The 14,928-nt window shown below is 47.3% G+C and carries 15 protein-coding genes and 1 pseudogene; all 16 read right to left on the bottom strand.

Annotated elements, in window-relative coordinates:
- Window positions 1-5: 5 nt before the first annotated feature.
- Window positions 6-1,649, bottom strand: coding sequence for a urocanate hydratase (locus AB4Y93_RS06915; RefSeq protein WP_441890261.1), 1,644 nt, complete (start codon window positions 1,647-1,649; stop codon window positions 6-8).
- On the bottom strand, window positions 1,646-2,998 hold the full coding sequence (locus AB4Y93_RS06910; protein ID WP_441890259.1) for an LLM class flavin-dependent oxidoreductase: 1,353 nt from the start codon (window positions 2,996-2,998) through the stop codon (window positions 1,646-1,648). Before AB4Y93_RS06910 ends, AB4Y93_RS06915 begins: the two co-directional genes overlap by 4 nt.
- A gap of 36 nt (window positions 2,999-3,034) precedes the next feature.
- Complete coding sequence (locus tag AB4Y93_RS06905) at window positions 3,035-3,973, bottom strand: ABC transporter substrate-binding protein (protein ID WP_441890257.1); 939 nt, start codon at window positions 3,971-3,973, stop codon at window positions 3,035-3,037.
- A gap of 20 nt (window positions 3,974-3,993) precedes the next feature.
- Window positions 3,994-4,650 carry an ABC transporter permease gene (locus AB4Y93_RS06900; protein ID WP_441890255.1) on the bottom strand — a complete coding sequence of 219 codons (657 nt, stop codon included), beginning with the start codon at window positions 4,648-4,650 and terminating at the stop codon, window positions 3,994-3,996.
- Between the two features lie 39 nt (window positions 4,651-4,689).
- Window positions 4,690-5,427 (bottom strand): annotated as a pseudogene (locus AB4Y93_RS06895) (ABC transporter ATP-binding protein); the annotation flags it as partial.
- 257 nt (window positions 5,428-5,684) lie between these two features.
- Window positions 5,685-6,518 carry a DUF427 domain-containing protein gene (locus tag AB4Y93_RS06890; protein ID WP_441890253.1) on the bottom strand — a complete coding sequence of 278 codons (834 nt, stop codon included), beginning with the start codon at window positions 6,516-6,518 and terminating at the stop codon, window positions 5,685-5,687.
- 155 nt (window positions 6,519-6,673) lie between these two features.
- Window positions 6,674-6,979, bottom strand: a complete 306-nt coding sequence (locus tag AB4Y93_RS06885) for a hypothetical protein (protein ID WP_441890251.1) — start codon at window positions 6,977-6,979, stop codon at window positions 6,674-6,676.
- A 108-nt stretch (window positions 6,980-7,087) separates the two neighbouring features.
- Entirely contained in the window at window positions 7,088-7,930 is an 843-nt protein-coding gene (locus AB4Y93_RS06880; RefSeq protein ID WP_441890249.1) for a MetQ/NlpA family ABC transporter substrate-binding protein, read from the bottom strand.
- A gap of 45 nt (window positions 7,931-7,975) precedes the next feature.
- Complete coding sequence (locus tag AB4Y93_RS06875; protein WP_441890530.1) at window positions 7,976-8,650, bottom strand: methionine ABC transporter permease; 675 nt, start codon at window positions 8,648-8,650, stop codon at window positions 7,976-7,978.
- The gene (locus AB4Y93_RS06870; RefSeq protein ID WP_441890528.1) at window positions 8,650-9,654 is read right to left on the bottom strand and encodes a methionine ABC transporter ATP-binding protein; all 1,005 of its coding nucleotides are present in this window, start codon (window positions 9,652-9,654) and stop codon (window positions 8,650-8,652) included. Before AB4Y93_RS06870 ends, AB4Y93_RS06875 begins: the two co-directional genes overlap by 1 nt.
- A gap of 212 nt (window positions 9,655-9,866) precedes the next feature.
- Window positions 9,867-10,487, bottom strand: coding sequence for an SMC-Scp complex subunit ScpB (gene scpB, locus AB4Y93_RS06865; protein WP_167272873.1), 621 nt, complete (start codon window positions 10,485-10,487; stop codon window positions 9,867-9,869).
- Window positions 10,456-11,235, bottom strand: coding sequence for a segregation and condensation protein A (locus AB4Y93_RS06860; protein ID WP_441890246.1), 780 nt, complete (start codon window positions 11,233-11,235; stop codon window positions 10,456-10,458). Before AB4Y93_RS06860 ends, scpB begins: the two co-directional genes overlap by 32 nt.
- A 77-nt stretch (window positions 11,236-11,312) precedes the next feature.
- Complete coding sequence (ribH, locus tag AB4Y93_RS06855) at window positions 11,313-11,783, bottom strand: 6,7-dimethyl-8-ribityllumazine synthase (protein ID WP_441890244.1); 471 nt, start codon at window positions 11,781-11,783, stop codon at window positions 11,313-11,315.
- 49 nt (window positions 11,784-11,832) lie between these two features.
- Window positions 11,833-13,014, bottom strand: coding sequence for a bifunctional 3,4-dihydroxy-2-butanone-4-phosphate synthase/GTP cyclohydrolase II (locus tag AB4Y93_RS06850; RefSeq protein WP_441890242.1), 1,182 nt, complete (start codon window positions 13,012-13,014; stop codon window positions 11,833-11,835).
- Between the two features lie 31 nt (window positions 13,015-13,045).
- A complete protein-coding gene (gene ribE, locus AB4Y93_RS06845; protein ID WP_441890240.1) occupies window positions 13,046-13,720 on the bottom strand; it encodes a riboflavin synthase in 675 nt (224 codons plus the stop codon).
- Window positions 13,721-13,735: 15 nt separating this feature from the next.
- Complete coding sequence (gene ribD / locus AB4Y93_RS06840; RefSeq protein ID WP_441890238.1) at window positions 13,736-14,842, bottom strand: bifunctional diaminohydroxyphosphoribosylaminopyrimidine deaminase/5-amino-6-(5-phosphoribosylamino)uracil reductase RibD; 1,107 nt, start codon at window positions 14,840-14,842, stop codon at window positions 13,736-13,738.
- Window positions 14,843-14,928 lie beyond the last annotated feature (86 nt).

Raw genomic sequence — 14,928 nt, 5'->3', positions numbered from 1 at the left:
ATCTCCTAACCTTCCGTTGATATTCTCCGAATTCCTTTTACCCGTACCTCATCATGCGATTCTTCATAGCCGGCATCCGCATAACGCAGTACACCAAGGCCTGTATCATTATCTAGTGCAGTACGCAGCCGAATCTCAGCTTCCTCTGTCCCGTCAGCCACTAAGGTAACCCCTGCACTTGTCATAAAACCCGCATAACCACCGCCGCCCGAGTGAATCGCGACGAGATCCGCCATAGAAGAACAGTTCAACATCGCATTGAGAAGCGGCCAATCGGCAATGGCGTCACTTCCATCCTTCATTCGCTCCGTCATAATATTCGGATGTGCCATTGCTCCAGCGTCCAGATGATCACGTGAGAAAGCTATAGGCCCTGCCAGCTTGCCTTCCTTCACAAGCCGGTTCACATCAAGCGCAAGCTTTGTTCTCTCCCCATGACCAAACCAACCGATTCTTGCAGGCAATCCTTCGATAGGAACATATTTCTGAGCCAACTGTATCCAATTGACAGCCGTTTCGTTATGCCGGAAATGCTCAAGAATATAATCATCGATGACCCGAATATCCTGGGCCTCACCACTAAGCGCAATCCAGCGGAACGGGCCTATTGCCCTTGCAAATAATGGCCTAAGGAACGCCTCCGTAAAGATATCAATTTGAAAAGCATCCTCTACTCCGTAAGCTTTGGCTTGTGTGCGAATATTATTGCCGTTATCAAACACAATAGCGCCTGCCGCCTTGAAAGCGAGCATCGCTTCAACTTCTTGAGCAATCGAGTGGCCTGCCGCCGTTTGAAGCTCGGCAGGGTTAGATTTCCTTGCTTGAGCAGCCTTTTCAAGCGTATAACCACTCGGAATATAGCCGTAAAGCAGATCATGAGCTGAAGTCTGATCTGTAACAATGTCCGGGATAATTCCTCTCCGCAATAGTTCTGGGTAAATATCAGCCGCATTACCCCGTAAACCAATGGACAATGCTTCCCCCCTGCGACGGGCATCATTTATCCAATCAAGCGCTTCATCCAAGCTCTCTGCCCGGCGTTGCAGAAAGCCGGTTGACAGCCGCTTGTTGATCCGTTCATCGGATACTTCCACGCATAGAATAGCCGCATTCGACATGGTACCAGCAAGCGGCTGTGCACCTCCCATTCCTCCGAGTCCAGCGGTCAGAATGAACCTTCCCCGGAGATCGCCGCCGAAATGTATCCGGGCTATACTTTGAAAAATTTCGTAAGTTCCTTGAATCACTCCTTGCGAACCGATATACTGCCAGGCTGCAGCCGTTAATCCCCCCCAAATAATAAGACCCTTCTCTTGTAAGTCGTAGAAGTTCTCGCTCGTCGCCCATTTCCCTACCAGATTGCAGTTAGCCATCACGACAAGAGGCGCTTGCCGATGGGTACGGAAGACACCAATCGGCTTGCCCGATTGGATGACTAATGTCTCATCCTCCTCAAGCTCTTTGAGAGTACGAACGATAGCATGGTAAGACGGCCAATTTCGGGCCGCCTTGCCTAGCGAGGCATATACAATTAATTCTTTTTGATTTTCCCCATTCTCCAATACGTTTTCGAGCATGCGAAGCAAAGCTTCCTGCCGCCATCCCTTACACCGCAGCTCTGTCCCTCGACTTGCTTGTATCAGGCTCAATGCTGCACACTCCCCGCCGCTTCTCGGTATACGGGACGACCAAGGCCAAGATGATCCCGCAGTGTCGTGCCTTCATACTCCGTACGGAACAGCCCTCTCCGCTGCAGCTCTGGAACAACAAGATCAACAAAATCTTCAAGTCCGCCAGGCAGATGAGAAAACGCAATGTTGAAGCCATCTGCGGCACCACTTGTAAACCACTCTTCCAGTCGGTCTGCGATTTGAACTGGTGTTCCAACAAATCCACCAACAAAGGTGCTTTTTGCCCGTTTGACCAGCTGGCGAAGCGTTGGATTCTCCTTCTCAATCAGCTCCCGCAGCCGCTGCAAACCGCTTTGACTTTGATTAAACCCCTCCACTTCAGGCAAGTAGGGAAGCGGCTCATCAAGCGGAAATTGAGATACATCACGGCCAAGATAATGGGATAAGAGATCAAGTCCTAGCTCTAGTGGAGTTAACTCCTCAACAATAGCCCGCTTCGCGTTGGCTTCCTCTTCCGTCCGGCCAACAATCGGCATAACCCCAGGCAGAATACGCAGATCATCCGGATTACGACCATATTTGGCCAATCTGCCCTTCAAATCGACATATAATCGTTTGGCATCCTCGAGCAATCCGCCTGGTGCAAATACAACTTCCGCAGTTGCCGCTGCGAGCTCTTTGCCAGCTTCTGATGCCCCAGCCTGAATAAGAACAGGATAACCTTGCGGCGGACGTGTCACATTGAGTGGTCCTCTAACCTTGAAATGCGCCCCTTCGTAATTCAAATAACGCAGCTTGCCCGGATCAGCGAACTGTCCGCTTTCTTTATTGAGCAGAAGAGCATCCTCCTCCCAGCTGTCCCACAGCCCTTGCGTCACCTCAACAAACTCCTTCGCGCGCTCATAACGGACTGCATGAAAGAGATGCTTCTCTTGGCCGAAGTTTCGCGCTTCCTCATCCGTCTGCGAAGTGACGATATTCCACGCCGCCCGGCCGCGGCTCAAGTGATCAAGCGTTCCAAGCTTTCTTGCGATATGATAAGGCTCGTTATAGGTCGTTGAGATCGTCGCTGCCAGTCCAATTCGCTCGGTTACAGCCGCCAGCGCCGACAGCAAAGTGAATGGTTCCGGACGAATGCTGTTCGCTTGTTTCACACTCGATTCGAAACGATCCCACACATACAGCTCATCTGCGTAAAAGAACATATCAAACTTGCCTTCCTCCGCCTTTTGCACGATCCGCTTGTAATAATCAAAATCCAGCAGTGCTCCTGCATCGGCTCCTGGATGCCTCCAGCTTGAGATATGCTCACCCGCCGGGAAAAACATCATCGCTCCAAGTGCAATTTGCCGTTTCTCTTTCCCCATTTCAAACCCCTCCTTGATATTCATACATCCGTCCTATTACAAGAGTCCTTTGCTTGTCAGCCATTCCTTTGCAACATCCAGCGCCGGGCGCTGCTTAAGTTCCACTTCGCCGTTTAGCTGCTGCATCTCCGCATCCGTGATACTGCCCTTAAGCTTGTTTAGTACGTCTTTTAGTTCAGGATGGTCAGCGAGTGTCGATTCTCGTACGACTGGCACAGCATAATAAGGGACAAACACATGCTTGTCGTCCTCGAGAGCGATCAGATCTTTATCCGCAATTTTGCTGTCGGTCGAATAAGCAACCATAACATCAATCAGTCCTTGGCCGATCGCCTGATAAGCAAGACCTGCTTCCTGGATCGTCTTTTGTTCCTTAAACTTCGGATTGTACACTTTCTCAACCAGCGGCCAAGTATCTTCCCGCTTTAGAAACTCCGCATTTGTACCAAATACGAGCTCGCCTGATTTCTCGGACAACTGCGATACATTCGTGATTCCAAGCTTATCAGCCGTTTCTTTCCGAATGACAAAGGCGTATGTATCATTAAAGCCTATTGGATCAAGCACATCGATTTTGTTGCGATCCTTAAGCAGCTTTACAACACTCTCATAAGCCTGCTGCGGATCGTAGATCGGTTGTTCTTTCAAAATGTTAAGCAGTGCTGTCCCCGTATATTCCACGTAAGTGTCGACCTCTCCATTGTCAATCGCTGCCCACAGCAGATTATTGTCCAGCGTCTTAATCGAAGTCTTCAAATCCGTGTCCTGGTCAACAAGAAGCTTAAGAGCATTCGCCAAAATATCCGATTCAGCAAATCCTTTTGTTGCAACAACAATCGAATCATTTTTACTGGAAGAGCCATCCTTTGAATTACTGCATCCAGTTAAAGCAAGAACTAATAAACCCGATAACAAGATAAGTGCTGCTCCAAATGTCTTTTTCTTCTGGATAACGTTCCAGCTATGTTTTCTCATCTTCCTATACCCCTCTCGATCTATCCTTTAATTTTGTTCTGCGAACGCAAACCCCTAGGGGTTAACAGCCTGTTGATGTAAAGCAGCAGCAGGTTTACAGCAATAACGAGGAGGGAGACCGGTATAGCCCCTTCGAAGATCGTGATCGTATTAATCATCGAAATTCCCCTCGTAATGATGTCGCCAAGCCCTCCTGCCGCAATGTATGTTGCAATCGTTGCCATACTGATTGTCTGTACGGTTACGAGCCGAATTCCTGCCATAATGACGCTTCGAGCAATCGGAAGCTGTACCAACCTCAAAATCTGCCAGCGTGTCATACCCATCCCTGTTCCCGCTTCAATGAGCGCTGGCGGCACCTCACTGATGCCGGTATACGTATTTTGCAAAATCGGCAGCAGCGCATATAACGTCAGGGCAATAATTGCGGGCTTTTCCCCGATCCCGACAAACGGAATCATAAATCCGAATAAGGCCAGGCTAGGAATCGTTTGGATTACCGAGATAACGGTAATAACCCCATTAGCGAGTCTTTTCTGGCGTGTTAACAAGATACCAGTCGGGATAGCGATCACACAGGCGATTAGTACTGACCACAGCGACAGCTGAATATGTTCGCCGGTTTTCTGTACGATGAGCGGCCAGTCCGCTTTCACCGTACTCCAAAATTGATCCATAAGTGAGATCTCTCCTTAGATGGCATAGCCCGCCCCAAAGCGTTCCTGGCCAATAAAATCTCTAACAAAGTTGTTAATCGGCTGCTTAATTATTTCATTCGGCTCAGAAGCTTGAACCAGTTCTCCATCCTTGAGCAAAACGATTTCATCGGCGATCTTAAAGGCTTCGTCAATGTCATGAGTAACGAAGACAATCGTTTTGTGTAGCTGTTCATTCAGCTTGATGAGTTCCTTCTGCAGTTGTACCCGGCTGATCGGATCCAGTGCGCTAAACGGTTCATCCATCAGGATTATGGATGGTTCTGCTGCAAGCGCCCTTGCTACACCGATACGCTGCTGCTGCCCGCCGCTTAGCTCGTTTGGATACCGTTTACGGAATTGATCCGGCTGAAGGCCAATTAACTCCAGCAATTCTTCTGTTCTGATCTGCTGCTTTTTTTTGCTGTCTCCCCTGAGTCGTGGCACAATCGAAATATTTTCTTCGATGGTCATATGAGGAAATAATCCGATTTGTTGAATGACATAACCGATTCTTCTGCGAAGATGGACAGGATTCAGTTTGCTGATATCCTCACCTTCTACGAAGATTTGACCAGCTTCCGGCTCGATCAGCCGGTTAATGAGCTTGAGAAGGGTTGTTTTCCCACAGCCTGACGGACCAATGATACACACGATTCTTCGCTGAGGAATTTGTAAATTAAATCGATCTAATCCAAATCCGGAGTCCGCCCGATACTTTTTACTTACATCTCGAAACTCAACGGCCGCTTCCGCCATCCTACACACTCCTTTTTCTCATGCGGATTCCTAGAAAAAAACAAAGAGGAGGTCTTATTCCCCTTATTGGGAACAAGACCTCCTACCGTTAGGTGAGTCCGCTTTATTTTTTTCAATTCTTACTGGTATTTCCAATACTAGTATGTATGGATTGACCTTGTCAATCATTATTTTTACTATTTCTATCGGAATTATAAGTTTTAAGGACATAAAAAAAGACTTCCCGTCGAACAGGTCAGCCATTTCACCTCAAAAATCTATTCGTTTAACTTGATCTCACTAGCGTTAAAGAAGTCCAATGCCGACTTGTACCATTTGGGCTCAGCTTCACGCTCTCCATCTACGAATACTTCCGTCTTCTCGTTATAGAATGACACTAATCCTGCAATCTTAGGGATCTCCGGAATCGGATTCGGATAGCTCCACAGGATGTCTTTATAAACTTCGCCATTAACATCAGCCGTCCAATAGACAGCATCACCTTTATAAGGGCAGCTTGTTTGAGAAGCAGATGCTTTCAGCAGGTCGAAGCGGACATCTTCCCTCGGCAAGTAATAACGGACAGGAACGCCAGTCTCGAATACAATGACAGGGCGTTTACTGTCAGCAACCCATTCCCCATTCAGCTTGATCTGAATATGGCGTGAGCTGGCAATGGCGTCGACACGCTTATACGGATCCCGCGGATGGACAAAAATCTGCTCCTCTTCCTCGTACCAGGCATCTACCTTGTTCCAATAAAAAGCATAATACCCTCTGATGCCTTTACTTTCAGGAATCGGATTCGGGTAGCTCCAAACCGCATTTTCCGAAGACCTATCGCCTGTTGTGATGGTCCAGTAGGAAGCATCACCTTTTAATGGGCAGAATGTCGACTGCTCCGTTTGCTCGAGGAGATCTGTTCGAACATCCGCCTCTGGAAAATAATACACCGGTAAATGGCCGCGTTCATGCAGGACAATGACATTTTTGCTGTCCGCAATAGTTTCCCCGTTAAATTTCACACGAATCCAGCGAGGTGTGGAATCGAGGCGGATATTTCTCTTAACCTTCTCTAACTGTGTTGAATTATGCGCAGTTTGATTTGCCATCTTTCATTCCTCCTAAATGTTATTAAGGTAGATTACGAGTAGATCATAACATGCACCAAATTATTCCACAATTATAATTTATTTATTCCTATGCGATTAATCGGGTAAAATACATAAAAAATAAAACTGCCCCAAATGGAACAGTACTAAAGAGCCTAAGAGATAATAGTTGGCAAGACATTAATGATGAGGATTGTAAAAACAGCTGAGCCAGCCATCACGTTGGCATAGGTTTTGGGCAGCTTTTCCGTCGTTTGATACAGCCAATTAAACCTCGGGGCAAACCAGTTGCGAAATACAACGAAGATAATAATGATATTGGCTATACCTACAATAGACCACGCCCAAGGGAGCTGATCATTTATACCCGCAAACAAGCTACTCTCTAACATCCCAAGAAGCACAAGAGAAAAACATAAATAGATGATACTGATGATCCACTCCAGTGCAAATCTGAACAATTTAAACAACCCGCCTTCCTTATTTTCCCTTTTCATTTCATTTTAAAGGAAAATTTCTCATAAAAAAAGACCGCTCCGAAGTACGGAAGCAGCCTATGACCTTAAAGATTATTCAAATGCCGGCAAAATTGCACCTTTATAGGTGTCTTCAATGAATTTTTTCACATCTGGAGTTTGAAGAGCAGCAGCCAAAGCTTTGATCGCTTCGGAATCCTTGTTGTCCGGACGAGCAACGAGAATGTTCACGTAAGGAGAATCGCTGCTTTCGATGAAGAGCGCATCCTCTGTCGGAACAAGATCTGCTTCAAGCGCGAAGTTTGAATTGATCAGATCAAGATCCACTTCACCAAGAACACGCGGAAGAGTAGCCGCTTCTACTTCTGTAATTTTCAGGTTCTTCGGATTTTCTGTAATGTCATGTACAGTAGCTGCAACCCCTACGCCGTCCTTCAGTGTAATCAGCTTGTTAGCGGCAAGCAATTGCAGGGCGCGTCCACCGTTGGTAGCGTCGTTAGGAATAGCTACTTTAGCGCCATCCTTCAATTCATCAATACTTTTGATTTTTTTCGAATAAGCGCCCATTGGCTCGAAATGAACACCTGCTACGTTAACTAGGTCATAGCCATGTTCTTTATTAAAATCATCAAGATAAGGGACATGCTGGAAGAAGTTTGCGTCCAGCTGCTTTTCATGTAACTGCGTATTCGGTTGAACATAATCATTAAACTCAACAACCTCAAGATTAATGCCTTTTTCTTTCAAAGCAGGCTTGATGAAATTAAGAATTTCAGCGTGAGGTACTGGTGAAGCACCAACCTTTAATGTTACTTCCTTCACTTCATTGTTACCCGCCGCCGCATTGTTGTTCGTATTCTCATCTTTTTTAGCACCACATGCGGACAATGCGATAACAACCGCAAGCGCAAGCAGAATAAAACTGAGTTTCTTCATTTTCTTTTCCTCCATCATCTGTATGTTGCATCTATGTTGTCCACCTTACTTCCGGCTGAAACGGCGAACCAAATAATCGCCAGCCATCTGCAGGAGTTGAACCAAAATAATGAGCAGTGCAACTGTTACAATCATTACACTGGTCTGGAATCTTTGATAGCCATATCGAAGCGCTAAGTCACCAAGACCGCCCCCGCCGATGACACCTGACATTGCCGTATAGGAAACAAGTGTAACCGCCGTAATGGTAATACCTGCGAGCAGCCCTGGTCTTGCTTCAAGGAGCAGCACCCGTCTTACGATATCCCATCTGGATGCTCCCATCGCCTGTGCCGCCTCAATTACGCCACGATCCACCTCGCGCAGCGAGGTCTCTACCAATCGGGCGAAGAACGGTGCAGCCGCCACAACAAGTGGCGGAATAGAGCCTTGCACACCTAACGTCGTGCCTGTCAGAGCCTTCGTCACTGGCATGATGAGAATCATCAGAATAATAAACGGAACCGATCGAAGTATGTTAACCACTAGCGACAGCACCGCATATACAACTGGCTGTTCAAGCAGCTGCCTTTTAGAGGTCAGGAACAATACAACCCCTATAAGCAGTCCAAGAATAATTGTAAAGAGAAGCGAAGCACCCAGCATCGTCAACGTGTCCTTTGATGCTTGCCATACTTCTTCCCAACGCACTTGGCTCCAGTCAACACCTTGTTTCAGCATCATTTCAAATCACCTACTTCCAGCCCTTTGGCCCGAAGCTCGTCAAACACCTTGTTGATCTCGGCGTCAGCACCAATAAATTCGATAACCAGCTGTCCGTAAGGCGTATTCTTCATCCGAGATACCGTTCCTTGCAAAATCGTAAATTGAACGGAAGTTGATTTGACCGCGTTGAATAACAGCGGCTCGTACGTAATCTCGCCAACATAATTAATTTTAACGAGACGGCCACTTCTTGTGTTAATGAGCTCACGTGGATCAAACGAATCTGCGATCTGACTGACGAAATCCTTCGTAATGGAGTGCTGCGGTTTCAAAAAGACTTCCAAGACGTCGCCCATCTCGACAATTTCACCACCGTCAATAACCGCAACCCGATCGCAAATAGAACGGATAACGTGCATCTCATGTGTGATAAGCAATATCGTTATGCCAAGCTTCGCATTGATATCGAGAAGCAGCGACAAGATAGCATTCGTTGTTTGTGGATCCAATGCCGATGTAGCCTCGTCACAAAGAAGCACATCTGGGTTGTTCGCAAGCGCTCTTGCGATCCCAACACGCTGCTTTTGCCCGCCTGAGAGCTGTGCCGGGAACTTGTCCGCATGCTGTTCAAGGCCTACCAGCTGCAGCAGCTCGTCCACCCGCTTCTTGATCTCTGCTCTGGGCAGCTTAGACAGTTCGAGCGGAAATGAGATATTATCACGCACAGTCGCCATTGACAACAAATTAAAGTGCTGAAAAATCATGCCAATTCTGCGGCGTTCCTTCTGCAGCTGATTCGTCGATAAACGAGTCAGCTCTACTTCGCCTACCTTAACCGACCCGGATGTCGGCCGCTCCAGCAAATTAACGCATCGGAGCAACGTGCTTTTACCCGCTCCGGAATGTCCAATAATGCCGAAAATCTCGCCTTTTTTAATTGTCAGGCTTATATCTTTAACAGCTTCAACAGCGCCTGTACCTTTACCGTAAGATTTTTTTATATCTAATAGCTCAATCAGTGGTATAACCTCCTGCCATTATGCCATTTCTGCTAGAATCCCCTGTTACACCTTGTTCATGCTAAATAAAGAACAACGGCCATTATAAACAACTTTCACCCTTGTTGTCACTAGATAATAAAGTAAAAAAGTCCGTTATCCCATTGTGACGGGAAATAACGGACCAAACGTTCACCATTTTGACCATTTTGTTGAATGACCTGATGTAACCCTTATTCCTTATCCGCATCAACCGGAATGAACTCGTCGAGCGTCGTTTGACGTTCCCCAAGCCGTTCGAACAGCATCTGCGTTTGTTCTTCCAGCGCCTCGTCAATATCAACCTGCCTTGGCTCTGGCAATGCCTTAATATGGGGTAATCCAAAATAATCCAGGAATGATTTCGTTGTACCGTATAAAATCGGTCTGCCGATCGCTTCCGCACGGCCTACCTCTTCGATTAAATCTTTTGAGACGAGTGATTGAATAGCTCTGTCGCTCTTAACCCCACGAATTTCTTCAATATCGATACGGGTAATCGGCTGACGGTATGCGACTATCGACAGTGTCTCAAGCGCAGCCTGTGATAACTGGGAACGTGTTGGCGTATAGGCCATACGTTCGAAGTACGCCGCATGATCCGGGTTGGTTGTCATCCGGTAAGCACCGGCCACCTCTGCCACTTGAACACCGCGTTCTTCACGTGCAAGATCGCGATGCAAGTCGTACACAAGGTCCGCTGCCAGATCTGCGTCCAGCTCCAATATATCGGCAAGCTGACGTTTGTTCAGCCCTTCGTCGCCAGCCATAAATAATAAGCCCTCAATAATCGACTTCAATTTCGGGTAATCCATCGTTCGCCGCTTCTCCTCTCCAATGAATGACTATGTCATCAAACAGCTGATGCTGGAAGCAGCGAATATGTTTCATCTTCATCAGTTCCAGAATGGCCAGGAAAGTGACCACAATCTCATGCTTGCCCATATTCTCGCGGATCAGACGGGAGAATCGTACGGTCTCAAACTGCTTCAGGACCTCTACAATATCCCGAATTCTGTCTTTAACCGAGATCTCGTCCCGCTGGACGGTTGCCACAATGTTGCGGCGTGCGGCTCTGCGCAGCGCCCGCTGGAATGCGACAATCAGATCGGAAATATGCAAGCCCTCAAGCGGATTAATGACCTCCTCTTTCATATATGGTGTCATATCATCCGGCTCGCGGGAAAAAATGAGACTGCGTTCCATTTCCTTCTCCCGAAGCTGTTCTGCAATTTGCTTGAATTTACGATATTCGACCAGCTTCTGAATAAGCTCGTCCCTTGGGTCAAGCCCATCATCCGGCCATTCTTCATAGAAGTCTTCAAATACGGGAGGCTTAGGAAGCAGCTGATTGCTCTTGATGGCAAGCAAAGTAGCCGCCATAACAAGAAACTCACTTGTGAGCTCCAGCTCCAGTTCCTTCATCGCATTCAAATACTCCATATATTGATCTGTTATTTCACTAATCGAAACCTCATGAATGTCGATTTCTGACTTATCAATCAGATGAAGCAGCAAATCGAGTGGTCCTTCAAAGGATTCCAACTTGTAATGCATCGTCACTTCTTACGATCCCCCTGCCATGCGCAAACGGCTGACGTCCTATAACAAGTAACGACAGCATAATTTGAGCTATTACTCTAATTATGCAGTAATTTCGACAAATTTGCCATCTCTATTGCAGAAACAGCTGCTTCATATCCTTTATTTCCTGCTTTTGTACCTGCACGTTCAATTGCTTGCTCAATGGAATCCACCGTAAGAACACCAAAAATGGTAGGAATGCCTGTTTTGAGTGCGATAGCAGCTACACCTTTAGCAGCCTCATTGCACACAAAGTCGAAATGTGGAGTTGATCCACGAATTACAGCGCCAAGCGTAATAACAGCGTCGTATTTGCCGCTCTCAGCCATTTTTTGCGCGATCAATGGAATTTCGAATGCACCTGGCACCCAAGCGATATCTACGTTGCTGTCTTCTGCACCGTGACGCTTGAAAGCGTCAAGCGCCCCGCCCAGCAATTTACCGGAAATAAATTCATTGAAACGACCAACTACAACACCAAATCTCAAACCTTCCGCAATAACATTTCCTTCAAATACGTTTGGCATGATAAAGCCTCCTATAAATTATGTTTGTATATTTTTATCGTCCAAGTTACTAACGATTGTTGCTTGTGTTACCTTCCATTTGGATTGGCACGCGCTCAACAATCTCGATACCATGACCTTCGAGTCCTTTGATTTTGCGCGGGTTATTCGAGAGGAGACGCAGCTTTCTAACACCAAGCTCCCTCAGAATTTGAGCGCCAATTCCGTAGTCACGAAGATCAGATGGAGATCCGAGCCTATGTTTCGCATCTGCTGTACCAAGCCCCTGATCTTGAGAAGCATACATTTTCAACTTGTTCACAAGCCCATTCGCACGGCCTTCTTGACGCATGTACAGAAGAACGCCAACACCTTCGGCATCGATCTGCTTAAGTGCGGATTCGAGCTTAGAGCCACATTGACAACGACGGGAATGGAAGACATCTCCCATCAAGCATTCTGAGTGAACACGCACTAGCACGGGCTTAGCGGGATCGATCTGCCCTTTCACGAAAGCGACATGCTCATTGCCGTCTACCTGATTAGAGAAAGCAATCGCACGGAAATCGCCAAAGTCAGTTGGCATTTGTACATCCACAATACGATCAACAAGCTTTTCCTTCGCATTACGGTAAGCAATCATTCCTTGGATGGTGATCAGCTTCAAATCATGTTTCTCTTTGAAAGTAATCAAATCAGGCAGACGAGCCATCGTACCGTCTTCTTTGATGATCTCGCAGATAACGGCAGCCGGTTCGGAGCCGCACAAACGTGCAAGATCAATGCCTGCTTCCGTATGGCCAGCACGGCGAATGACTCCTCCATCTCTTGCTACTAGCGGGAAAATATGTCCTGGCTTACGGAAATCTGTTGCTTTTGTCGCTGGATCAATAAGGGCTTTGACCGTTTGGGAGCGTTCAAAGGCCGAGATCCCTGTCGTTGTGGAGACATGGTCCACGGAGACAGTAAAGGCTGTACCATGATAGTCCGTATTATGCTGAACCATCGGCGGCAGATCAAGCTGCTCTGCACGTTCCTGAGTAATCGGTACGCATACCAAACCACGTGCTTCTGTAATCATGAAATTAATTACCTCTGGTGATGCTGTCTCCGCAAGGGCAATCAAATCCCCTTCATTCTCACGGTCTTCATCATCAACTACGATGATCGGCTTGCCAGCTTTCAAATCTTCTAATGCAGATTCAATGGAATCGAAGATTTCTTCTTGAAGCTCAAGTTCTTGTCTGTTCATTAATTTCCCTCCCTGCTATCCAATCTTTCTTTTATAGAAATCCATTATCGCTCAGAAAAGCAACACTTAACTTTGATTCCGTCCGGCTTGATGCTTTGCCTGTTTCCTTAGCCGGCTTGAAATGCAGCAGGTGATCGACATATTTGCCAATGACATCACATTCTATATTGACCGATTCGCCGGCTTTTTTGTTCTGCAAGGCTGTCTCTGCAAGGGTATGCGGGATGACGGATACGGAAAACCCATTCGCATTTGTACCAACAACCGTTAAGCTAATGCCGTCAATCGTAATCGAGCCTTTCGGAATGACATAGCGAAGCATGTCATCATCTGCAAGACGAATAGCGAATACAACCGCGTTCGCATCCGTCTCACGGCCTGTAATAACCCCGGTCCCGTCCACATGCCCTTGAACGATATGCCCGCCAAATCGGCCTCCAGCGAGCATTGCCCGCTCAAGATTAACGGATTGGCCAGGACGAAGCTGCTGCAAGTTCGACTTCCGGTATGTCTCAGGCATGACATCCGCATCAAAGGAAGTGCGATCAAATGCGATTACGGTTAAACATACACCATTCACAGATATGCTGTCCCCAAGCGCCACGCCTTCCGTCACATGGGATGCTTCCACGGTAAGCACCATCGCTTCTCCTTGCTTTTTAACCCGTCTTAATGTGCCAACTTCCTCAACCAGGCCGGTAAACACGGGCACTCCCCCATTCTATTCATTGCCGTAAGCGGGATATCCGGAAATACAAATATCTTCGCCGGCCACCTCGACCTTCACGTTCTCTAGTTCAATCGCTTGAGCCATCTTCTCAAAACCGGCGAAAGTGAATGTTCCGGGAGATTCGATGCCGCCGATAATTTTCGTTGCCATATAGATTATGATTTTATCGATTAATCCCGCTTCCAGCATAGCACCATTCAATTTGCCGCCGCCTTCAAGCAGAATCGATCCGATCTCGAGTTCACCCAGCTTACGCATCGCTTCAGCTAGATCAACCTGCTGACCATTGCCGCAGCGGATAACTTCTACACCAGCAGCAACCAAAGCTTCCTCTCGGGATTGCTCTGCCTGATCCGATGTGAGGACAATTGTTCTGGTCAATCCGTCTGTCACCACTCTGGCATTCAGCGGCATACGAAGCTGGCTGTCTACGATAATTCGGATAGGGTGGATGGCTGGAACTGCCGATCTTGTTGTCAATTGCGGATCATCAGCAAGCAAAGTGCCAATCCCCACCATGATCGCTTCATGCTGGTGACGCAGCGTATGTACCTGCTCGCGCGCTGCTGAACCCGTAATCCAACGGCTGTCACCTGTATGGGAAGCGATCTTCCCATCCAGCGTGCTGGCTGTCTTAAGTGTGACGAATGGAAGGCGAGTCGTAATGTATTTGTTGAACTTCTCGTTCATATTGCGGGATTGTTCTTCCAGGAGGCCAACTTCAACCTCAATCCCTTCTTCGCGAAGACGCGCTATGCCTCGTCCCGCAACTTGTGGATTAGGGTCTGTCGTTGCGACTACAACCCGAGCTGCCTTGGCATTGATTATGCGTTCACAGCATGGTGGAGTCTTCCCGAAGTGGCTGCATGGCTCCAGCGTAACATAGACTGTAGCCCCTTCCGCTTCATCTCCAGCCATTTGCAAGGCATGAACCTCGGCATGGCCTGTTCCACGCTTCAAGTGGGTGCCAATACCAATGATCCGCCCTTCCTTCACAACAACACAACCAACCACCGGATTGATACCGGTTTGCCCTGAGGCTTTTGCGGCCATTTCAAGCGCAAGACTCATATAATAAGAATCATTTAAAATCTCCATAAATGCAAAAACACCCCCATTAGCCAGCTTAGCCAACGGGGGTGGGAAAATATCATTCGAAAATAACAAAAATAAGCTATTCAAGC

This window comes from Paenibacillus sp. YAF4_2, from assembly GCF_052113225.1.
Taxonomy (GTDB): Bacteria; Bacillota; Bacilli; order Paenibacillales; family Paenibacillaceae; genus Pristimantibacillus.
Note: the sequence above shows the minus strand (reverse complement) of the source record. Positions and strands in the feature narration are given on the sequence as shown.

Coding starts and splice junctions, on each gene's coding strand:
- AB4Y93_RS06905 (WP_441890257.1), bottom strand. CDS start 3,973: ATGAGAAAACATAGCTGGAACGTTATCCAGAAGAAAAAGACATTTGGA.
- scpB (WP_167272873.1), bottom strand. CDS start 10,487: ATGGATTACCCGAAATTGAAGTCGATTATTGAGGGCTTATTATTTATG.
- ribD (WP_441890238.1), bottom strand. CDS start 14,842: ATGGAGATTTTAAATGATTCTTATTATATGAGTCTTGCGCTTGAAATG.
- AB4Y93_RS06900 (WP_441890255.1), bottom strand. CDS start 4,650: ATGGATCAATTTTGGAGTACGGTGAAAGCGGACTGGCCGCTCATCGTA.
- ribH (WP_441890244.1), bottom strand. CDS start 11,783: ATGCCAAACGTATTTGAAGGAAATGTTATTGCGGAAGGTTTGAGATTT.
- AB4Y93_RS06875 (WP_441890530.1), bottom strand. CDS start 8,650: ATGCTGAAACAAGGTGTTGACTGGAGCCAAGTGCGTTGGGAAGAAGTA.
- AB4Y93_RS06890 (WP_441890253.1), bottom strand. CDS start 6,518: ATGGCAAATCAAACTGCGCATAATTCAACACAGTTAGAGAAGGTTAAG.
- AB4Y93_RS06880 (WP_441890249.1), bottom strand. CDS start 7,930: ATGAAGAAACTCAGTTTTATTCTGCTTGCGCTTGCGGTTGTTATCGCA.
- AB4Y93_RS06910 (WP_441890259.1), bottom strand. CDS start 2,998: ATGGGGAAAGAGAAACGGCAAATTGCACTTGGAGCGATGATGTTTTTC.
- AB4Y93_RS06850 (WP_441890242.1), bottom strand. CDS start 13,014: ATGAACAGACAAGAACTTGAGCTTCAAGAAGAAATCTTCGATTCCATT.